This is a genomic window from Mesobacterium pallidum (assembly GCF_019966535.1).
Taxonomy (GTDB): Bacteria; Pseudomonadota; Alphaproteobacteria; order Rhodobacterales; family Rhodobacteraceae; genus Mesobacterium; species Mesobacterium pallidum.
On record NZ_JAIMID010000019.1, the window covers coordinates 18,744 to 38,206 of the forward strand.

Here is a 19,463-nt window from a genome sequence, read left to right on the forward strand (position 1 = left end):
GTCAAACTCGTTACCGGAATACACGCACTGCCACGCACAATTCACGAACCAATAACTGGTACCGCTTTGCGCTCGCCACACTCGTCACGACAAACAGAACACACACTGGCGACGCGCAGACACTCGTTACGCACTCGTTAAAACGCGCGACCCACTTTACTCGTTACCGTCTTGCACACACTCGGTGAACCGTGGGCCGCTTCAAACTCGTCAGCTACAACTCTGAGATACCTAGCCCGCCAGATTCGTCCAATTGGTTAGATTTTTTCTAATCTGGTGCATGAATTGCACCCCTGTGGGTGATAGATCACCCATCCGTATATGATATTGAAAATAAATGATAATATATGTACTGCTTGATCCGCTTCACGATCCTGCCGCAAAGTGAACACCAAAAGACCTAAGTGCGGGGTGGTTCGCGCGCTTGGCGAATCGGTCCGCCCGGCGAGTCGTCCCGGGCCCGGGACAATGATCGCGATCAGCTGCGGGTGCCCGCGAACCGAGCCTGCCAGTCCGCGCGCTGATCGTCGGTGATCTTGGTGAAGAGGTTGTCGGGCACGGTGAAGGCGTGGCCCGGTTCGAGCCGCCCGAGGGCCTCGTCGAGGGACTGCGGCCAGCGGGTGTCCTCGTGCCGCATCGCCGCCGCGATGGTCGCGGCCGCGTCGGGGATGAACGGAGCCGAGATGATGCCGTAGAACTGGACAAGGTTCAGCGCCAGCGCAACCTGGGTGGCGGCCTGTTCGGGGTTCTCCTTGATCGTGGACCAGGGGGCGGCCTCTTGCAGGTACTCGTTGCCCATGACCCAAAGCGCGCGCAGGGCGGCGGCAGCCTTGCGAATGTCGATGGCGTCCATATGCGCTTCGTATTCGGTCAGCTTGGCGTCCATGTCCTTGAACAGCTTCTGCTCCAGGGGGCCGGGGGCGCCGCGGTCCGGCACGGTCTCGCCGAATTTGGAACGGCAGAACTTGGTCACGCGGCTGATGAAGTTGCCCAGCACGTCCGAGAGGTCCTTGTTGACGTCCTGCTGGAAGCCTTCCCAGGTAAACTCGCTGTCGCTGCTTTCCGGCGCATGGCTCAGCAGCCACCAGCGCCAGTAGTCCGCCGGCAGGATCTCGAGCGCCTGGTCCATGAAGACGCCGCGCCCGCGCGAGGTCGAGAACTGGCCGCCGTCGTAGTTCAGGTAGTTGAACGACTTGATGTAATCGACCAGCTTCCACGGCTCGCCGGACCCCAGGATCGTGACCGGGAAGGACAGGGTGTGGAAGGGCACGTTGTCCTTGCCCATGAACTGGGTGTAGCGCACGTCCTCGGCGCCCTTGTCGGTGCGCCACCAGCGCTGCCAGTCATCGCCCTTGCCCGCATCGACCCATTCCTGCGCGCAGGCGATGTATTCGATCGGCGCGTCGAACCAGACGTAAAAGACCTTGCCCTCCATCCCCGGCCAGGGCGCGTCGCCCTTCATCACCGGAACACCCCAGTCGAGATCGCGGGTGATGCCGCGATCCTGCAACCCGTCGCCGTCGTTGAGCCATTTCTTGGCGATCGAGGTGGTCAGCACCGGCCAGCTGTCGCGGGTGTCGATCCACTCTTCCAGCTGGTCCTTCATCTTGCTTTGCGCCAGGTACAGGTGCTTGGTCTCGCGCATCTCGAGGTCGGTCGAGCCCGAGATGGTCGAATGCGGGTTGATCAGGTCGACCGGGTCAAGCTGCTTGGTGCAATTGTCGCACTGGTCGCCGCGGGCCGACTCGAAGCCGCAGTTGGGGCAGGTGCCTTCGATGTAGCGGTCGGGCAGGAAACGGCCGTCGGCATGGGAATACATCTGCTTTTCGCTGACTTCGCGGATCAGCCCCGCATCGTCCAGCCGGGCGGCAAAATGCTGGGTCAGCTTGCGGTTCTGGTCCGAGGACGAGCGGCCGAAATGGTCGAAGGACAGGCGGAAGCCCTCGGCGATCCGGGCCTGCACCTCCCACATCTCGGCGCAATACTCGGCCACCGGCTTTCCGGCCTTGGCGGCGGCCAGCTCGGCCGGGGTGCCGTGCTCATCGGTGGCGCAGAGGAACAGCACTTCGTTGCCGCGCGCGCGCTGGTAGCGGGCGAACAGATCGGCGGGCAGCTGCGAGCCCACGAGGTTCCCGAGGTGCTTGATCCCGTTGATATAGGGGATCGCCGAGGTGATGAGATGCCGTGCCATGTGACTGCCCGCCCTTTGCCGTGTCGCCCGCGGCCTTAGCGCAAGGCGGGGCGATTTGCCAGTGGCCGCGCGCCCGAAGCGCCAGATCGGCCCGCACGGTCCTGCCGCTGCCGGGGCCGCTGCCGGGCACCGGGGCAGGTTTGCTCGCGGGTCCCGTCATTCAGGCGATGTGCGGCGCGCATCGCGGGCCCGTTGCGTCTTCGTAAAGCCTGGGATCACAGGATTGGCCCTCATTTCCACCGACTCCAACCCCGGCATCGCGACCTTCGCCGCGCTGCACGGGACGGGGGGGGCATCATCGGTGACGCGGGGGGGGGGGGGGGGGCGTGATCGACCTCGGGGGTGCGGTCGTCGAGGGGCGGTCACGTTGCCAGGGTGCGGCGTGGCGGATATCAGCCCTCACGATATCCGTTCTGATCAGGCGCGGTGCCCGGCCTTATGGCCGGTCGCCGCTTTGGTCTGCGCTTGGGGCGGGCCGGGGTCCGCCGCGCCCTCGGGCCAGGGGGCGTAGTGCTGGGCCGCCGGCGCCTCGGGGTCGTAGGGCGGGCGCAGGTCGGTGACGCGCCAGCGCTTGACCGGCTCGGTCCGGGCGCGCAGGCGCGACAGCGACCAGGCGGGCGGGCCGTCGTGATCGAGCGGGTCCATGTGCCAGCGGCTTTCCACCCCCGGCGCGCCGCCCGTGCCGGGCGTCAGGATCAGCCCCAGCGGGGCGCAGCTGCCCTCGGCCGCGCCGGTCTCGGCCGCAAGGTGCAGCCGGCGCACCTGGGTCAGCCCGGGCAGACCGGGCATGTCGGTCACGACCAAGGGCACGCAGCCGGCACGCAGCGCCTCCTCCATCGTCCACATCAGGTCCTCGGCCCGGCGCGGGGAGAGGAAGGTGAAGCGGCCGGGATCGACGATATGGCAAAAGCCGTCCGGGTGCGGCCCGCCCGGGTACCAGCCCGGCGCGATCCAGAACACCGGCCCCGTGGTGCGCGCCGCCAGCAGCATGGCAAAGCGCCAGCGGGCGCGGCCGCAGCATTCGTGCAGCCGCGCGAGGGTCAGGCGCACCGGCCCGTCGCCCTGCAGCGCGGGGCGGTCCTGGTGCGTGCGGCGAGAGAGAAGGGCGGCATGGTGCATGGCGCCCATGATAGCATGTTCGCGTTTTGTTCCAAGCCCGATTCTGCAGCCCGCGCGCCTAGCCGCGCCCGGTTTCCGCGGTCTCGAGAAAACAGCGCGCCAGGTTGCGCGCCGTCCGGGCAAAGCTGGGATCGCGCCCGTGCTGTGCGGCCACGATGGCGCCGTCGATCAGCACGGCCAGGCTGCGCGCGCCTTCCTTCACGTCGCGCACGCCCAGCTCCATCAGCTGGGCCTTGAGCCAGGTCAGCAGGTGTTCTTTGTGCAACTCGGCCGCGCGGCGGGCGACGCTGTCATCGGTGTCGAACTCGGCCACCGCGTTGATGAAGGGGCAGCCGTAGAAGCCCGGGTCGTCGAACCAGTCATAAAGCACGTCGAAGACGCCCAGCAGCCGCGCTTCGGCCGGGCCGTCGATCTGCGCCAGCCGGCCGAAGAACCAGGCGCGCCAGGTCTCGCCCTCGGCTTCCAGAACCGCTTCGATCAACGCCTGCTTTGACGCGAAATGCTTGTAGAGCGTGGCCTTGGCTGCGCCCGCCTCTTCGATCACCGTGTCGATGCCGGTGGCCGCGAAGCCCTGGTTGCAAAAGAGCCGCGAGGCGGCGACCAGGATGCGGTCGCGGGCACTGCGCGGCTCCCGCGAGGACAGGCTCCAGCCCAGGGCGGACGGCGGGTGGCAGGTCGCGGGCGTGTCGAGCATGGCGTCAAGTTCCAGTCGTGTCGTGCACAGAGCATGCCAGCTTGGGCGCGGCGAAACAAGAAAAGAAAACCGATCTGTCTGCTTTACACAGGGGGCGTGGCAAAGCTGCCCGGATCGTGCTCGATCAGACAGTCCTGGCCCCGGCCTGTCTTGGAAAGCGGCCAATGCGTGGCGGATGTGCGAAAATATGCGGCAATATTCAGAAAATTTAGACTGCGAGTGGCTAAGAGGTGTCGGGATCGTTGATCGGGTCCGCAGAATCGGCCTCACATGGACAACAAGAAAAGCAGACAGACCTGTTCGTTCACTTGAGGGCCGCCATCCATGTTCGCCAGATTTGCCAACACCACCGCCTTTCCCCAGCCCGCCGCGCAGGATGGGGCGGCGCGGGGCCGGGCGACGGGCGCGCACCTGGCGGTCATGGGGCTGAGCCATGCCTACAAGAAAATCGACGGGCTGGTGCTGGACAGCCTCGATTTCGAGGTGCAGCCCGGCGAGGTGCTGGCGCTGCTGGGCCGGTCGGGCTGCGGCAAGTCCACGCTGTTACACATGCTGTCGGGCCTGTCGCTGCCGAGCGCGGGCGAGGTGGTCATCAACGGCAATACGGTGCGCGGCCCGTCGCAGGCCTGGGTGATGATGTTCCAGGCGCCCTCGCTTTACCCCTGGATGAGTGTCGCGCAGAACGCAGCCCTCGGCCTGCGCTTTGCCCGCCGAAGCAGCGAGATCGCGACCCGCGTGCCCGAGGTGCTGGAGCTGGTGGACCTCTCGCCCTATGCCGACCGCAACGTGCAGGACCTGTCCGGCGGGCAGCAGCAGCGCGTCGCCCTGGCGCGCAGCCTCGCCACCGCGCCCGAGATGCTGCTGCTGGACGAACCGTTCTCGGCCCTTGACGCCTTTACCCGCCGGTCGCTGCAACGCGACGTGCGCGCCATCGCGCGACGGCTGGGGCTGACGATGGTGCTGGTGACCCATGACGTGTCCGAGGCCGTGCGCATGGCCGACCGGGTGCTGGTGCTCGACGCGAATCCTGGCCGCATCGCCGAGGACACGGCCATCGCCCTGACCGAAGAGCAGCGCGAAGGCGGCTGCGAACGGTTCAATGCCGAGCATATCCGCCTGATGGAGATCTACACCGAGGTCGCCCATGGCGACCCCTCGGACCAGACCGACGACTAACCACCCAACAAGAAACGACTTTCCCGACAGGATAGAGGACGCACCGCCATGACCAAACACACCTGGGACGACGAGGAATATTTCGAGTCCGATTTCGACCCCAAGCGCCGCCAGACGCTGGACATGCTGGCCCGGGGCGGGCTGTTCGCCGGCCTTTCGACCATGCTGGGCGGCCTGCCGAACCTGTCGTATGCGCAGGAAGACGAGGTCGTGCGCATCGGCTACCTGCCGATCACCGACGCCACCGCGCTGCTGGTCGCCCATGGCATGGGCTATTTCGAGGACGAGGGCCTCGAGGCCGAGGCGCCCACGCTGATCCGTGGCTGGTCGCCGCTGATCGAGGGCTTTGCCGCCAACAAGTTCAACCTGGTGCACTTCCTCAAGCCGATCCCGGTCTGGATGCGCTACAACAACAAGTTCCCGGTCAAGATCATGTCCTGGGCGCATACCAACGGCTCCGGCCTGGTCGTCGGCGGGCACACCGACATCACCGAGTTCGGCCAGCTGGGCGGCAAGCAGGTGGCGGTGCCCTTCTGGTACTCGATGCACAACGTGGTGCTGCAATACGCGCTGCGCCAGTCGGGCCTGACCCCCGTCATCAAGCCGCAGGGCGAACCGCTCGCGCCGACCGAGGTCAACCTCCAGGTCCTGCCGCCGCCCGAGATGCCGCCGGCGCTCGCCGCGCGCAAGATCGACGCCTATATCGTGGCCGAGCCCTTCAACGCCCTGGGTGAGCTAAAGGCCGGCGCCAAGATGCTGCGTTTTACCGGCGACATCTGGAAGAACCACCCCTGCTGCGTCGTCTGCATGCACGAAGAGGCGACCACCGCGCGCGCCGAATGGACCCAGAAGGTGATGAACGCCGTCGTGCGCGGCGCGATCTATGCCAGCCAGAACAAGGCCGAGGTGGCGGGGCTGCTGTCGAAAGACGGCTGGGGCTACCTGCCGGCGCCTGCGCCGGTCGTGACCCGCGCCATGACCTATTACGAGGACGAGGGCTACACGCAGATCGGCGCCAACCAGAACGCCGCCGAATGGCAGAACGGTCGCATCGACTTCCAGCCCTGGCCGTATCCGTCGGCCACCAAGCTGATCGTGGAGGAGATGAACAAGACTGTGGTCTCGGGCGATGCGACCTTCCTGGCCGATCTCGACCCGCAATTCGTGGCCGAAGACCTCGTGAACTACGACTTCGTCAAGGCGGCGCTCGACAAGTACCCCGAGTGGAAGAACGACCCCTCCGTCTCGGCCGGGGATCCCTTCACCCGCGAAGAGGTGCTGAAGCTGTGACGGCGATCCCCGACACCGCACGGCGCAATGCGGGGGCAGGCGGGTTTCGCCTGTCGCAGCTGGCGCGGGCCCGCGGACTGGCGCATGCCGGCCTCGGCATCGCGCTGCTCATGGGCCTGTGGTGGCTGGGCGGTCGGGCCGTGGCGAACAATCCGAACATGTTCGCCTTTGCTGATTTCGCCCCCGGCCCGACGCTGTCGGCGCTGTGGGGGATCGTGCAAAGCGGCGCGGTGATCGACATGTCCGTGCCGTCGCTTTACCGCGTGGGCTACGGCATGCTGATCGCGGCCGCGCTGGGCATCCCGGTCGGCATCGCCATCGGGCGGCTGCCCTGGCTGCGCGAGTTGACCAACGTGCCGTTCCAGTTCCTGCGGATGATCTCTCCGCTCAGCTGGATGCCCATCGCGGTCATGGCTTATGACACCTGGGACGGGGCCATCGTCTTCCTGATCTCGGTCGCGGCCGTCTGGCCGATCCTGTTCTCGACCGCCGCCGGGGTGCGCCGGATCGACCCGGCCTGGCTCAAGGTGGCCCGCAATCTGGGCGCCAACCCGCTCCATATGCTCTTTGTCGTGATCCTGCCTGCCATCGCGGTCGACATCCTGACCGGCGTGCGGCTGGCCCTCGGCGTCGCCTGGGTCGTGCTGGTCCCGGCCGAATACCTCGGCGTGACCTCGGGCCTTGGCTACGCGATCAACGATGCCCGCGACACGCTGGACTATGCGCAGCTCGGCGCCGTGGTCGTGGTCATCGGGATCATCGGCTTCGCCCTCGACAGCGGCCTTGCCGCGCTCATCAAGCGTTTCAACTGGGTCCGCGCCTCCGCGTGACCCCCGACATACAGACAACCAGAGGAGACCAACCCATGTCTGCACCTGCCACCGCCCTGACGGGCTGCCTTGCGCCCATCGACAAGACCGGCCTTGATGCGCTGATCGAGAAGGGCAAGGAAAACCCCCAGGCGATCAAGACGCTGAACTGCAAAACCGTGGCCGAGGGGCGGTTCCGCCACCTCAACTACATCCGCGATCTTGAGCCCTATATCGTGGACGAGCCGCCCGCGCTCTTGGGCGACGACACCGCGCCGAACCCGTCCGAGGCGTCGCTGGCCGCGCTCGGCTCCTGCGTCGCGGTCGGTCTGCACGCCAATGCCGTGGCCCGCGGGATCACCGTGCAGAAGCTGGAAATCCAGCTCGAGGGCGACCTGAACATCACCGCCGTCTGGGGCACCGGCGACACCTCGGAAAAGCCCGTGGGTTTCACCGACGTGCGCATCAAGGTCGACATGGAGGCCGATTGCCCCAAGGAAGAGATCGACGCCCTGATCCAGCACGTGATCCAGTGGTCGCCGGTCTTCAATACCTTCTCGCGCCCGGTGAACATGGTCGCCGAAGCCGTCTGACCCCCTACGGGTGCCGCCGGAACGCGCGCGGCGGCACCCCGCTTTCCCAGGAGACATCCCTGATGACCATTGCCACCACCCTGACCCCCTGCGACCTAGACGCCATCGCGGCGCTCGCGAAATCCGACCTCGCCCCCATCGCCCGCAAGATCGACGAAGAGCGCGTCTATCCCGAAGCGGTCCTGCGCGCCATGGGCGGGGCAGGGGCCTATGGCACCCATATCGGCGGCACGGATGCGGCGGTCGACCTTGGGCCCGCGATCCTGTCGATGGCCAAGGCGTCCGAGACGTGCCTGTCCACCGGCTTCTGCATGTGGTGCCAGGACGCGCTGGCCTGGTACATCGCCAGTTCGGACAACGACTGGCTCAAGACCAACCTGCTGCCGGGCATCGCCAAGGGAGAGATCCTTGGCGGCACCGGCATGTCGAACCCGATGAAGAGCATCGCCGAGATCGAGCCGCTGCGCCTCAAGGGCACCCGGGTCGAGGGCGGTTATTCGGTCAAGGGCCTGCTGCCCTGGGTGTCGAACCTCTCCGAAGGGGGCTATTTCGGCGTCATGTTCGGGGTCGAGGGCGATGGCGGCCCCAGAACCGTCATGGCTATCGCCCACGCGGATGCCGGGAAGGGCGTGAAGCTCAAGCTCGACCACGATTTCGTCGCCATGGGCGGCACGGCCACGGTGAACGTGCAGTTCCGCGACGTTTTCATCCCCGATGAATACGTGATCGGCGACCCGGCCCCGGCATTCATCAAGCGCATCCGTGCCGGGTTCGTCCTGCTGCAATGCGGGATGGCCGCCGGCATGATCCGCAGCGCCATCGACCAGATGGAGCAGGTGAAGGGCCCGCTGGGCCACGTCAACCAGTACCTCGAAAGACAGCCCGAGGATATCGAGGCCGAGTACGATGCGCTCGTCGCCGAGGTGCTCGCGCTGGCGCGCACGCCCTACGACGACACGGACGCGTTATGGAAGCGCGTGCTTCAGGCCCGGCTCAAGGGCGGAGAGCTCGCCGTCGAGGCCGCGCATTACGCCATGCTTCATTGCGGCGCGCGCGGTTACGTCAGCCAGGGCGCGGCGCAGCGCCGCCTGCGCGAGGCGTATTTCGTCGCCATCGTCACCCCGGCCACCAAGCACCTGCGCAAGATGATCGCCGCGCTCTGAATTGACGGACACGACCCGGAAAGGCCCGGCCCCGGCGCATCCCGCGCCGGGGAGCGGGAGGGGTTTGCCCTGTGGCAAACCTCCAATAAAACCCATCAACAGGAAGGACTTGCCATGACATCCGCACTTGTCACGCCCGAAGAGCTGACCGCCATGATCGACGCCGGCACCTGCGTCGTGATCGACACCCGCGACCCCGACAGCTTTGCCGCCGGCCATGTGCCGGGCGCGGTCAACATGCACGACATCTTCACCTACCTCGCCACTTCGGACGCCGCCGGCATGGCCGCGCTCAAGGACAAGTTCGCGGCCGAGTTCGGCGCGGCGGGGCTTGACGGTGTCAAGACGGCCGTCATCTACGAGGCGACGATGACCACCGGCTTTGGCCAGTCCTGTCGCGGCTTCTACCTGCTCAGCTTCCTCGGCTATCCGTCGGTCAAGGTGCTGCACGGCGGCTATTCCGCCTGGCAGGGCGCGGGCATGCCCGTCTCGACCGAAGCCGCCGCGCCGACCCCGGCAGGGTTCGCGATCGACCCCGAGGCGGCCGCGATCATGATGGATGCCGAGGACATGAAGGCCGCCATAAACGACCCCGCGGCGGTGATCCTCGACGTGCGAGACATTGACGAATGGATCGCCACCTCGTCCTCGCCCTATGGCGTCGATTTCTGCCCGCGCAAGGGCCGCATCCCCGGCGCCGTCTGGATCGAATGGTACCGCATGATGAAACCGGGCGCGGCCGGGCCGATGATGAAATCCCGCGACGAGGTGCTCGCCGAATGCGCCACGGTCGGGATCACGCCCGACACGCCGGTCAAGCTTTACTGCTTCAAGGGGGCCCGGGCGTCGAACACCTTCCTGGCGCTCAAGGAAGCCGGGGTGACCGACGTCGCGATCTACTTCGGCTCCTGGAACGAATGGTCGCGCGACCCGTCGCTGCCGATCGAGGAAGGGCTACCGTTTACCGCCTGACCAGGGTGCGGAACGCGGGCGGGGGCGCCGGCGTCAGCCGGCGCCCCCCCCGGGCGATGCCGAAGGCAGCGCAATATACTCCTGCCGATGCCGAAGGCGGCGCAAACCTGGCGTCAGCCGCGCCCGGTCAGTAGGGCATCGGGTTGGCCTTGTGGACCTGGTCGATCTCTTCCAGCAGCTCGGCCGACAGCACCACGTCCTGCCCCTTGAGCATATGCGCCAGCTGCCCGGTCGTGGTCGCGCCAAAGATCGGCGCGGTGACGAAGGGGCGCTGCTCGGCCCAGACCTGTGCCATGTGGATCGGGTCCACGCCATGCTTGCGCGCCAGCGCCACGTAGGTATCCGCGATCCTCGGCGCGCGCTCGGTCCAGCGCCCGCCCAGTTCCGGCCCGATGCTGCGGCGCGAGCCCTCGGGCACCGCCCCGCCGGAATACTTGCCCGTCAGCAGCCCCGCCGCCAGCGGCGAAAACGGCAGAAGGCCCACGTCCTCGTAGGCCGACATCTCGGCCATGTCGGTGTCGTAAAGCCGGCACATCAGCGAATACTCGTTCTGCACCGACACGACGCGCGGCCCGCCCATGGCGTCGGCCAGCCGCAGCCATTGCAGCGTGCCCCAGCAGGTGTCGTTCGACAGCCCGATGGCGCGGATCGTGCCGCGCTCGACCTCGCGGCTCAGCGCGCCCAGGCAATCGGCCATGTCCTGCACCGCCGCCGCCCGGTCGCGATTGGCCGGCGCGTAACTCCAGTTCTGGCGGAACATGTAGCTGCCCCGGTTCGGCCAATGCAGCTGGTAGAGGTCGATCACATCGGTCTGCAGCCGTTTCAGCGAGGCCTCGACCGTGCCGGGGATCGTGTCCGAGGAAATCGGCGCCCCGTCGCGGATCATCTTGCTGTCGCCGGTGTGCTTGGTGGCCAGCACCACCTCTGACCGTCGCCCCGTGCGGGCGAACCAGCGGCCCAGGATCTCTTCGGTCCCGCCGATGGTCTCGGCCTTGACCGGGTTCACCGGGTACATCTCGGCCGTGTCCCAGAAAGACACGCCCACATCGAGCGCCATGTCGAGTTGGGCATGGGCCTCGGCCTCGGGGGTCTGGTTGCCGAAGGTCATCGTGCCAAGGCACCAGGAGCTGACCTTGATCCCCGATCGCCCCAGTTCGCGCTTTTCCATGCGTCATTCTCCTGCCGTTCGCGTGTTCGCCGGCAGGTTTGCACCCCGGCGCCGCGGGGTGCAAGCGCAGGGCCGCAGGCGTCAGGGCCGGATGTAGGTGTAGCCGTCCTCCTGCAACTCCATCAGGCGCACGACGCCCGAGGGCACGACGACCGCCTCGTCCATCAGCGCGATCTCGGCGCCGGCCTTCTGGCTCATGGCGCGCAGGGTGTTGCCGCAGGCGGCAAAGGTCAGGTGGTCCATTTCCAGCGCCATGGCGCTGATGCGGTCGGCCACCGGGCTTTTCCCGGGGACGAACATGTGCAGGCCGGGGCCATAGGCGACGATCTCGATGGTCACCTCGTCGCCGATGTCCTTGTAGTGGCTGGCCACGTTCTGCGCGTTGTTCAGCGCCATGTTCAGGACCTGCGGGTCGTTCTCGTCCACGTGGATCGCCAGCTTGTGCATCATGCCCTCGGCATTGGCCATCAGCGGCAGGGCGGCCAGCACGGCCGCCGCGAAAAGTCTGGTCATTGCGGTTCCTCCCGTCAGCAATGGCACGATGATACGCTGCCCGCGCGGGAAGTCATGCTTTTTCTTGAATGAGTGAATGTGAGCCCGCGGGGGACGCGTTCAGTCGGCCTCGGGGCCCTGCATCGGAAAGCCGCGCAGCCGCAGGAACAGGCTTGATTCGTCGTGGTTGCGGAAGAACGGGACCGACGCAGGCGCAGCCCGGTCGGCGGCGCGCTCGGCCACCTCGGCCAGGACGACCTCGGTGATGAACGGCAGGTCGAATTCCTGCGCGCGTTCGACGTCGATCCATTGCAGGTGGCTCAACTCGTCCTCGGCGCGGCTGAAATCGTCAGGATCCGTGGCCAGCGTCTCGGCATCGGCCAGGAAGAACCGCGCGTCGAAGCGGCGCGGACGGCCCGGCGGGGTGATGGCGCGAAAGACGAATTGCAGCGCGCCGGCGTCGGGCAGGTGGCCGGTGGCGGCGAACCCGCGCCAGCCGCGCGGCGCCTCGTCCGGCCAGGTGCCGGGCTGGCCCAGGATCAGGCCCGTTTCCTCCCAAAGCTCGCGGATCGCGGCGCCGGCGAGGGCCTCGCCGATGGGCGGCGACTCCTCGTTCAGCCGCGCGGCGCAGACCGGATCGACGGGGCGGGCAAAGGGCACCTCGGCATCGACCGCATCGACCGCGCCGCCGGGAAAGACGAACTTGGAGGGCATGAAGGCGGCCGAGGCCCCGCGCTGGCCCATCAGGACCCGCGGCTGGCTGCCCCGGTCGCGCATCACGATGATCGTGGCGGCATCGCGCAGGGCACTCTTGTCCACCGCGCGCGTCGGCGCGTCCGTCCTGGTCTGCTCGCTCACGCGATCTCCTCCTCGCTATTCCCCCGGCGCGGGCTCGGGCGCCTCGCCGCCAAAGCCGCCCATGAAGCGCGACCATTGAAAGGCGATGATGACCCCCTTGAGCCTGGGCAGAAGGTAGAGCGAAAGGGCGACGCAGCCAACCGCAAAGACCGTGAACAGCACCAGCGGCTCGGGCCGGTACTTGACGAAGGCCCAGAGGAACGTCGGCGCCATCAGGTGCCCGACGATCAGGATCGTGAGGTAGGCCGGGCCGTCGTCGGCGCGGTGGTGATGCAGCTCCTGCCGGCAGACCGGGCAGGAGTCGCGCACCTTGAGGTAGCTGCGCAACAGCGGCCCCTTGCCGCAATTGGGGCAGCGCCGGCGCCAGCCGTTGAACACGGCGGGCCAGATCGGCCGGTCTTGGTGTGAGCTTTCGGACATGCGTGTCTTTCGGGTTGGTCTTGGGCCCCTGGGCGGCCGCCGGGGCCGACTGCCTGGGTGATAGCGCCTAACATCGGCATTATGACGGCGCCGGAAAAGGAGACAAGCTGCCCCGCGTCGGGATGTCGCGCGCCGGAACGCGCGCACGGGCGACATGCGCGCCGGAACGCGCGCACGGGCGTCAAGCGCGCCGGACCGCGCGCACGGGCGTCAAGCGCGCCGGACCGCGCGCTTGGCCGACATGCGCGCCGGACCGCGCGCTTGGGCGACATGCGCGCTGTACCGCTCGCGCGCAGGCTCGCGCGCAGACCCGTGGCGCATCCGGGATCACATTCCGATCACGAAATACGTGATCGCCGGCGGGGCCAGCGACGGAAGTTCCGGACTGCCGCGTTTGACCCCTCAGAAAGCAGGCACAGAGGCCGGTTTCGACCCCGAGTAAACAGACCAAGGGAATACCAAGATGAAACGCACCATCATGCTGGGCACCGTCGCCGCCATCGTCCTCGGCAGCGCCGTGCCGGTTCTGGCCGACCGCGGTGGCATGCGCGGCGCCGAGGGGCCGCGCGGCCCGCAGATCAGCTTTGCCGAGATCGACGCCGACGGCAACGGCCAGGTCACGCCCGAAGAGGCGCGGGCCCATGCCGCCGCCCGGTTCGCCGAGGCGGATGCCGATGGCAACGGCGTGCTGAGCACCGAGGAAATGACCGCCCGCATCGGCGAACAGGCCCGGGCCGAGGCCGCCGGCCGCGCCCAGCCGCGGCTCGAGCGGATGATCCAGTGGCGCGACACCGACGGCGACGGCGCGCTGAGCCTCGAGGAAATGGGGCAGGGCGAGGCATCGCAGATGTTCCAGCGGCTTGACCGCAACGGCGACGGCGCGGTGAGCGAAGAGGAATTCGCCGCGCTCGGCCGCCGCGGCGAGGGCATGCGCGAGGGCCGGATGCACCGCGATGGCGAGCACGGCAAGCGCGGCTGGGGCAAGCACGACGAGATGCGCCGCGCCCCGATGCCGGCCCCCGAGGCCCCGGCAGACGAGGTCGCGCCCGAGGCGACCGAGTAACGCCCGGACTGAACCGTTGCCGGCGGGTTGTCCCGCCGGCGGCAAAGCGGCACGTTGCCGAAAGGCGCCCAAGGGACTACGCCCGCAAGGGATGATGGACATGGCTTTGGACGATCTTGCGGACGTCGGGGACGAGGCGTTGCTGGTGGCCTATGCAAATGGCGACCGGGCGGCGGCGCGCGTGCTGACGCTGCGCCTGACGCCGCGCGTCCTGGCCCAGGCCTACCGCATGCTCGGCGACCGGGCCGAGGCGGAGGACGTGGCCCAGGAGGCCATGCTGCGCCTGTGGAAGATTGCGCCCGACTGGCGCCAGGGCGAGGCGCAGGTCACGACCTGGCTCTATCGCGTGGTGGCCAACCTCGCCACCGACCGGTTGCGCAAAGGGCGCCGCATGTCGGGGACCGACATCGCCGAGCTGCCCGAACGGACGGACGCGGCGGCGACGGCGCCCGAGCAGATGCAGGAAGACGCGCGCGCCGCGGCGTTGCAGGCGGCACTGGCCGACCTGCCGGACCGCCAGCGCGAAGCGGTGGTTCTGCGCCACATCGAAGGTCTGGGCAATCCCGAGATTGCCGAGATCATGGACACGAACGTCCGGGCCGTGGAAAGTCTCATTGCCCGGGGCAAGCGCGCGCTGACGGCCATGCTGGCCCCGAAGCGCGAGGAATTGGGGTACGACGATGACTGAGTTCGATCGCGACGGGGATGCGCTGGAACCCTTCTTCAAGGCCGTGCGCGCGGCAGAGGTGCCCGCGCCCGGACCCGACATGCTGGCCCGCGTGCTGGCGGCGGCCGAGGCCGAGCTGGACGCCCGCGCGGCACCGGTTCGCAGGCCCGGGCGGCCCGGGTTCTTTGCCACCTTCCTGCGCGCCATCGGCGGCTGGCCGGCGATGGGCGGGCTGGCGGCGGCGACCTTTGCCGGCGTGATGATCGGCGTGGTGCAACCGGCGAGCCTGGTCGACCAGGTCTCACCCTGGCTGATGCAGCTGGGGCTGGCCAGCGAGGCCGAGGATGCCTTCTCGCTCGATCCCGACGCGGGGCTGGCGCTGACATTCGCGGCGATCGAGGGCTAGGCGATGAGCGATCCGACGACCGACACGCCCACCCGAACGGGCATGAAACCCTGGCTGAAGGCGGTGCTGTTCGCCTCGCTGGCGCTGAACCTCGCCGTGCTCGGCCTGGTGATCGGCGCCGTGCTGCACGGCCCGCCCGGCGGGCCGGATGGCCCGGACCGGGACCGCGGGACCGTGGGCATGGCGTTCCCCTACACCAAGGCCTTCCCGCCCGAGGCGCGCGACGAGTTGCGCCGCGATTTCGGCGACCGGATGCGGGCGGAGCGCGAGTCGCGCGGCGCGCGCGAGCCGACCTTTCCCGAGGTGCTGGTGCTGCTGCGGGCCGAGCCGTTCGACCGCGAGGCCTTCGACGCGGTGCTGCAGCGGCAATATGCGCGGGTGGCCGAGACGCAGGCCGTGGGCCGCGCCGTGCTGATCGACCGGATCGCGGCCATGAGCGCCGCCGACCGCGCCGCCTATGCCGACCGGCTGGAAGAGGCACTGAACCGCCGGCGCGACCATCCGCACAAGGACAAGGATCGCGACGACCGTTAAGCGCGTGCTTGTCCGGCCTGTTGGCCGGCCGCGCAACGACTCCTAGGGGCGGGCTTGTCCGGCCAGGTGGCTGGCCGCGCGACGGGCGCCTGTCAGGCCGCGCAGGGCGGTCCGACGCGGATTCGGTCGCGGCCCCGCGACTTGGCCGCGTAAAGCGCCTTGTCCGCGATCTCGAGCACGTTGGTGGCGGCGCGCCCGGCCTCTTCGCTTTCATCGTCGGGCGATGTGTCGCGCGCCAGGTCCTCGGCCACCGCAACGCCGATCGAGATGGTCACCGTGATCCCGCCGCGCCCGTCCGGCAGGCCGATCTGGCTGCCGCGTACCAGCTCGCGCAAGCGCTCGGCGGCGACATGGGCTTCGTCGCGCGAGGTCTCGGGCATGACGATCAGGAACTCTTCGCCCCCGGTGCGGGCCACGAGGTCGCGGTCGCGCAGGTTGCCGCGCAGCCGGTCGGCGATCTGGGTCAGCACGAGGTCGCCGACCGCGTGGCCGTAGGTGTCGTTCACCCGCTTGAAGTGGTCGATGTCGGCCACCATCACCGTGCAGGGCCGCCCGGTGCGGCGCGACTGGGCCACGAGCCGCGCCAGGTGCGGTTCGGCATAGCGGCGGTTGTAGAGGCCGGTGAGCGGGTCGGTCACCGCCGCGCGCAGCCCGCTGCGCAGCGTGTCGCGCAGCCGGTCCGAGGTGCGCTTGCGCCGCACCTGGGTGGTCAGCCGCAACAGCAGCTCGTCGGTGTCGGACCCGCCCACGAGGATGTCGTTGGCCCCGAGGTCGAGCGCCTGGGGCGCGAGGCCCTGCGCCTCTTCCGGGACCACGACGACGATGCCCGCGTGGCGCAGGCTGGGCCGCGAGCGCAGCTCGGAGAGCAGCGACAGGTCCTGGCCGGGATGGTCGGGCGAGAGCGCCAGTACGATCACGTCGAGATTGGCCGGCGCATCCTGGATCAGCGCCTCGGGCGCGATGCAGCGCACGCGGTGTGCGCGGGCCTTGGTCAGCGGCGCGGCCAGCTGCGCGCGCAGGGCGGCGTTCGACGCGACCAGGGCCACGGTCGAAGGGGCGTCGAAATCGTGCCGTGCCTCGGCGAAGCCAAGCGCGCGTTCGGTGTCGTCGCGCAGGTGCAGCTCGGCCTCGGCATCGCGGGCGCGCAGCAGGCTGCGGATCCGGGCCAGCAGCCCGGCATCGTCGAAGGGACGCGAGATCACCTCGTCCGCGCCGGCGCGCAGGGCCGAGATCCGCGCGCGCTGGTCGGCGCCGCCGACGATCAGCATGACCGGGATTGGCGCCATGTCGGGATCGGCCTTGAGGATCTGACACAGCTCTTCGGCCGAGGGGCTGGTCAGCGTATCGCTCAGCAGGATCGCGTCGGGCCGGGCGCGTCCGACCTCGCGCAGCACGGCGGCGCCCGATCCGGCCGGCTGCACGTTGTAGAACGCAGCGGCAAGCTTGGTCCGGATCACGATCCTGTTCGTCGAGATCGCGTCAGCGACAAGAATGGAACGGCTCATGTTGACCCCTTGCGCCGGTTTCGCTCGAATTTTAACTGATAGTCACCGATAGAGGTTAATGAATGGTTTCCGCAGGAAGGGATGCCCGATGATATCTCGCGATTCGGCCGAGACGATCGGCCTTCAGGCGCTGGCCTGGCTGGCCGGGAACGACGAGCTGTTGCCGGTCTTCCTGGGCGCCTCGGGTGCCGGGGTGGACGACCTGCGCGCGCGGGCAGGTGATCCAGATTTCCTGGGCTCGGTGCTGGATTTCCTGCTGATGGACGATGCCTGGATCGTCGAATTCTGCGACACGCAGGGCCTGCCCTATGACCGGGTCATGCAGGCGCGCGCGGCCTTGCCGGGCGGGCAGCAGGTCAACTGGACATGACCGGGGCGGGGCTGGGCGGCATCCTGTTCGACAAGGACGGCACATTGTTCGATTTCCGCGCGACCTGGGACGGCTGGGGCGGCGGGATGCTCCGCGACCTGGCCGCAGGCGATGCGGCGCTGGCAGAGCGGCTGGCGGCGGCGATCCGGTTCGATCTGGCTGTGGCCGCGTTCCAGGACGACAGCCCGGTCATCGCCGGCACCAATGCCGAGGTGGCGGCGCTGCTGGCCGCCGAGCTGCCTGGGCGCGATCCCGCGCGGCTGGAACGCGCGCTGGCACAGGCCGCCGAGGCCGCGCCGCTGGTTCCCGCCGCGCCGCTGGTGCCGCTGCTGGATGCCCTGCGCGGGGCGGGGCTGCGGCTGGGCGTGATGACCAACGATTCTCATTCCGTGGCCGAGGCGCATCTGGGCCGGGCAGGGGTGCGGGACCGCTTTGATTTCGTTGCCGGTGCCGACAGCGGCCATGGCGCCAAGCCGTCGCCCGAGCCCTTGCTGGCCTTTGCCCGCGCCATGGGCCTGAAGCCCCGGCAAGTGGCCATGGTCGGCGACAGCACCCATGACCTCACGGCCGCGCAGGCGGCGGGCATGGTGCCGTTGGCGGTGCTGACCGGCCCCGCCGGCGCGGCCGAGTTGGCCCCGTTGGCCCGTGCCGTGCTGCCCGATATCGGCCACCTGCCGGACTGGCTTGGGCTCTGACCGCCGCCGGCGAAGGGGCGCCAAAAATTCCGGGCATCGCGCGAAATTTCCACTTGCAGGCCCGGGCCGTGCGGATTAAACCCCGGCTCACCCAAAGGATGCGGGCGTAGCTCAGGGGTAGAGCATAACCTTGCCAAGGTTAGGGTCGGGCGTTCGAATCGCCTCGCCCGCTCCAATTGGGTCTCTCGTGCGAGAGCATACTCCAGGCCTTCGGGCCGAACCGGGTCTGGGCTGAAAGGCCGGGACATCGCCAAGGAAGCGGGCGTAGCTCAGGGGTAGAGCATAACCTTGCCAAGGTTAGGGTCGGGCGTTCGAATCGCCTCGCCCGCTCCAACACTTCGGCCTTCGGGCTTCGAAACGGGTCGCCTTGGGGCGGCCCGTTCGCGTTTCGGGCCCCGTCAGTATCCGAAGCGCTCGTAATCCTCGGCGTAGATCTCGCGTACCTGCCGGATCGCGGCCGCGTCGGGCGCGAACGGCGCCGTGCCGGAAGATTGCCGGTTCGACCAGCTGCCGCCCTCGGGCAGGGCAAAGCCCAGCCGGTCGGCGAGGCTGGCGTAGAAGACGTCCATCTCCTCCATCCGGCCCTGAAGCGTGGGCTTGAAGATGTCGGGCTTGATGAAGGTCGCCTGCGGCTGCCAATGGGCGTCGACCGCATCCGCCCCGTCGCGGTCGATCTGCCAGGCGATGTAGTCGAGGAACCTCCGGAACCCGTCCGCCGTGTCGGGGTGGCTGTCCCAGTCGAAGCCGACCACGGCATCCATGCGGAACCGGTCGCGGGCGAACCACTGGCTGCGCGCGCGGTGCGACTTGCCGATGTAGCGAAAGCCCGACACCGCCCGCGCCAGCGGCTCACGCACGATGGCCAGCCGTTCGGCCGGGCCCCCGGACCCGGTCAGGTCGCGCGCCGCAAGCCCCTGCCAGAGCGCCCGGGTAAAGACCCCATGCTCGGCCAGCATATGCACGGCCGCCTCGGGGTTGATGTCGTGATCGGGCTTGGCATCAGCGCTCAGCGCATGGCCGAACTCGGCCTGGTACAGCAGCTTGAGCGTCGAGGTCGAGGCATTCTTGCCGACCGAGATGAAGCCCCAGCGGCCCGAGGGCGGCAGGATCACCTGGAACAGGAAATGCCAGGCCGCCTGGCGCGCGGTGGCCTTGTCCGGCATCAGCCGCGCGGTGGCCCGCACGGCGCGGTTCTGCCGGCGCGCGGCCACCGGCGCGGGGCAGAGGGCAGGGCGGCCAGTCGCGGCCTTGTCGTGATCCATCGCCCTGCCTTTCGTC

The 19,463-nt window shown here is 68.5% G+C and carries 21 protein-coding genes and 2 tRNA genes; 14 read left to right on the plus strand and 9 right to left on the minus strand.

Annotated features, from left to right (window positions below):
• Positions 1-478 precede the first annotated feature (478 nt).
• From metG to MF270_RS22065, 3 genes are all read right to left on the minus strand, one after another.
• Positions 479-2,191: a methionine--tRNA ligase gene (gene metG / locus MF270_RS22055; protein WP_238367951.1), complete on the minus strand. Its 1,713-nt coding sequence runs from the start codon at positions 2,189-2,191 to the stop codon at positions 479-481.
• Positions 2,192-2,608: 417 nt separating this feature from the next.
• Positions 2,609-3,310, minus strand: a complete 702-nt coding sequence (locus MF270_RS22060) for an ImuA family protein (protein WP_238367952.1) — start codon at positions 3,308-3,310, stop codon at positions 2,609-2,611.
• A gap of 58 nt (positions 3,311-3,368) precedes the next feature.
• Complete coding sequence (locus MF270_RS22065; protein WP_238367953.1) at positions 3,369-4,004, minus strand: TetR/AcrR family transcriptional regulator; 636 nt, start codon at positions 4,002-4,004, stop codon at positions 3,369-3,371.
• A gap of 324 nt (positions 4,005-4,328) precedes the next feature.
• Here MF270_RS22065 and MF270_RS22070 point away from each other — a divergent pair, with 324 nt between their 5' ends.
• From MF270_RS22070 to MF270_RS22095, 6 genes are all read left to right on the plus strand, one after another.
• The gene (locus MF270_RS22070; RefSeq protein ID WP_238367954.1) at positions 4,329-5,180 is read left to right on the plus strand and encodes an ABC transporter ATP-binding protein; all 852 of its coding nucleotides are present in this window, start codon (positions 4,329-4,331) and stop codon (positions 5,178-5,180) included.
• Between the two features lie 48 nt (positions 5,181-5,228).
• Complete coding sequence (locus MF270_RS22075) at positions 5,229-6,470, plus strand: ABC transporter substrate-binding protein (protein ID WP_238367955.1); 1,242 nt, start codon at positions 5,229-5,231, stop codon at positions 6,468-6,470.
• On the plus strand, positions 6,467-7,300 hold the full coding sequence (locus MF270_RS22080) for an ABC transporter permease (protein ID WP_238367956.1): 834 nt from the start codon (positions 6,467-6,469) through the stop codon (positions 7,298-7,300). Before MF270_RS22075 ends, MF270_RS22080 begins: the two co-directional genes overlap by 4 nt.
• A 35-nt stretch (positions 7,301-7,335) precedes the next feature.
• Complete coding sequence (locus tag MF270_RS22085; protein ID WP_238367957.1) at positions 7,336-7,872, plus strand: OsmC family protein; 537 nt, start codon at positions 7,336-7,338, stop codon at positions 7,870-7,872.
• Between the two features lie 62 nt (positions 7,873-7,934).
• The gene (locus MF270_RS22090) at positions 7,935-9,035 is read left to right on the plus strand and encodes an acyl-CoA dehydrogenase family protein (protein ID WP_238367958.1); all 1,101 of its coding nucleotides are present in this window, start codon (positions 7,935-7,937) and stop codon (positions 9,033-9,035) included.
• Positions 9,036-9,149: 114 nt separating this feature from the next.
• On the plus strand, positions 9,150-10,007 hold the full coding sequence (locus tag MF270_RS22095; protein WP_238367959.1) for a sulfurtransferase: 858 nt from the start codon (positions 9,150-9,152) through the stop codon (positions 10,005-10,007).
• Between the two features lie 127 nt (positions 10,008-10,134).
• On the opposite strand, the gene MF270_RS22100 is transcribed toward MF270_RS22095, so the two are convergent.
• The 4 genes from MF270_RS22100 to MF270_RS22115 form a co-directional block, all read right to left on the minus strand.
• Positions 10,135-11,175, minus strand: coding sequence for an aldo/keto reductase (locus MF270_RS22100; protein ID WP_238367960.1), 1,041 nt, complete (start codon positions 11,173-11,175; stop codon positions 10,135-10,137).
• 81 nt (positions 11,176-11,256) lie between these two features.
• A complete protein-coding gene (locus tag MF270_RS22105) occupies positions 11,257-11,688 on the minus strand; it encodes a DsrE family protein (RefSeq protein ID WP_238367961.1) in 432 nt (143 codons plus the stop codon).
• A 99-nt stretch (positions 11,689-11,787) separates the two neighbouring features.
• Entirely contained in the window at positions 11,788-12,525 is a 738-nt protein-coding gene (locus MF270_RS22110) for an NUDIX hydrolase (protein WP_336246049.1), read from the minus strand.
• A gap of 15 nt (positions 12,526-12,540) precedes the next feature.
• Positions 12,541-12,945: a DUF983 domain-containing protein gene (locus tag MF270_RS22115; protein ID WP_238367962.1), complete on the minus strand. Its 405-nt coding sequence runs from the start codon at positions 12,943-12,945 to the stop codon at positions 12,541-12,543.
• A 463-nt stretch (positions 12,946-13,408) separates the two neighbouring features.
• On the opposite strand from MF270_RS22115, the gene MF270_RS22120 reads away from it, so the two are divergent.
• The 4 genes from MF270_RS22120 to MF270_RS22135 all read left to right on the plus strand — a co-directional run bounded on the left by MF270_RS22120 (position 13,409) and on the right by MF270_RS22135 (position 15,615).
• Complete coding sequence (locus MF270_RS22120; protein ID WP_238367963.1) at positions 13,409-14,008, plus strand: EF-hand domain-containing protein; 600 nt, start codon at positions 13,409-13,411, stop codon at positions 14,006-14,008.
• A gap of 94 nt (positions 14,009-14,102) precedes the next feature.
• On the plus strand, positions 14,103-14,696 hold the full coding sequence (locus MF270_RS22125; RefSeq protein WP_238368046.1) for an RNA polymerase sigma factor: 594 nt from the start codon (positions 14,103-14,105) through the stop codon (positions 14,694-14,696).
• The gene (locus MF270_RS22130) at positions 14,689-15,081 is read left to right on the plus strand and encodes a hypothetical protein (RefSeq protein ID WP_238367964.1); all 393 of its coding nucleotides are present in this window, start codon (positions 14,689-14,691) and stop codon (positions 15,079-15,081) included. Before MF270_RS22125 ends, MF270_RS22130 begins: the two co-directional genes overlap by 8 nt.
• Before the next feature lie 3 nt (positions 15,082-15,084).
• Complete coding sequence (locus MF270_RS22135) at positions 15,085-15,615, plus strand: periplasmic heavy metal sensor (RefSeq protein ID WP_238367965.1); 531 nt, start codon at positions 15,085-15,087, stop codon at positions 15,613-15,615.
• 92 nt (positions 15,616-15,707) lie between these two features.
• On the opposite strand, the gene MF270_RS22140 is transcribed toward MF270_RS22135, so the two are convergent.
• A complete protein-coding gene (locus MF270_RS22140; protein ID WP_238367966.1) occupies positions 15,708-17,120 on the minus strand; it encodes a diguanylate cyclase in 1,413 nt (470 codons plus the stop codon).
• An 88-nt stretch (positions 17,121-17,208) separates the two neighbouring features.
• Here MF270_RS22140 and MF270_RS22145 point away from each other — a divergent pair, with 88 nt between their 5' ends.
• The 4 genes from MF270_RS22145 to MF270_RS22160 all read left to right on the plus strand — a co-directional run bounded on the left by MF270_RS22145 (position 17,209) and on the right by MF270_RS22160 (position 18,518).
• A complete protein-coding gene (locus MF270_RS22145) occupies positions 17,209-17,490 on the plus strand; it encodes a DUF3572 domain-containing protein (RefSeq protein WP_238367967.1) in 282 nt (93 codons plus the stop codon).
• Entirely contained in the window at positions 17,487-18,185 is a 699-nt protein-coding gene (locus MF270_RS22150; RefSeq protein WP_238367968.1) for an HAD family hydrolase, read from the plus strand. Before MF270_RS22145 ends, MF270_RS22150 begins: the two co-directional genes overlap by 4 nt.
• Positions 18,186-18,285: 100 nt before the next feature.
• A tRNA-Gly gene (locus tag MF270_RS22155) sits at positions 18,286-18,360 on the plus strand.
• An 83-nt stretch (positions 18,361-18,443) separates the two neighbouring features.
• A tRNA-Gly gene (locus MF270_RS22160) sits at positions 18,444-18,518 on the plus strand.
• 65 nt (positions 18,519-18,583) lie between these two features.
• On the opposite strand, the gene MF270_RS22165 is transcribed toward MF270_RS22160, so the two are convergent.
• Positions 18,584-19,447, minus strand: coding sequence for a sulfotransferase family 2 domain-containing protein (locus MF270_RS22165; RefSeq protein ID WP_238367969.1), 864 nt, complete (start codon positions 19,445-19,447; stop codon positions 18,584-18,586).
• Positions 19,448-19,463 lie beyond the last annotated feature (16 nt).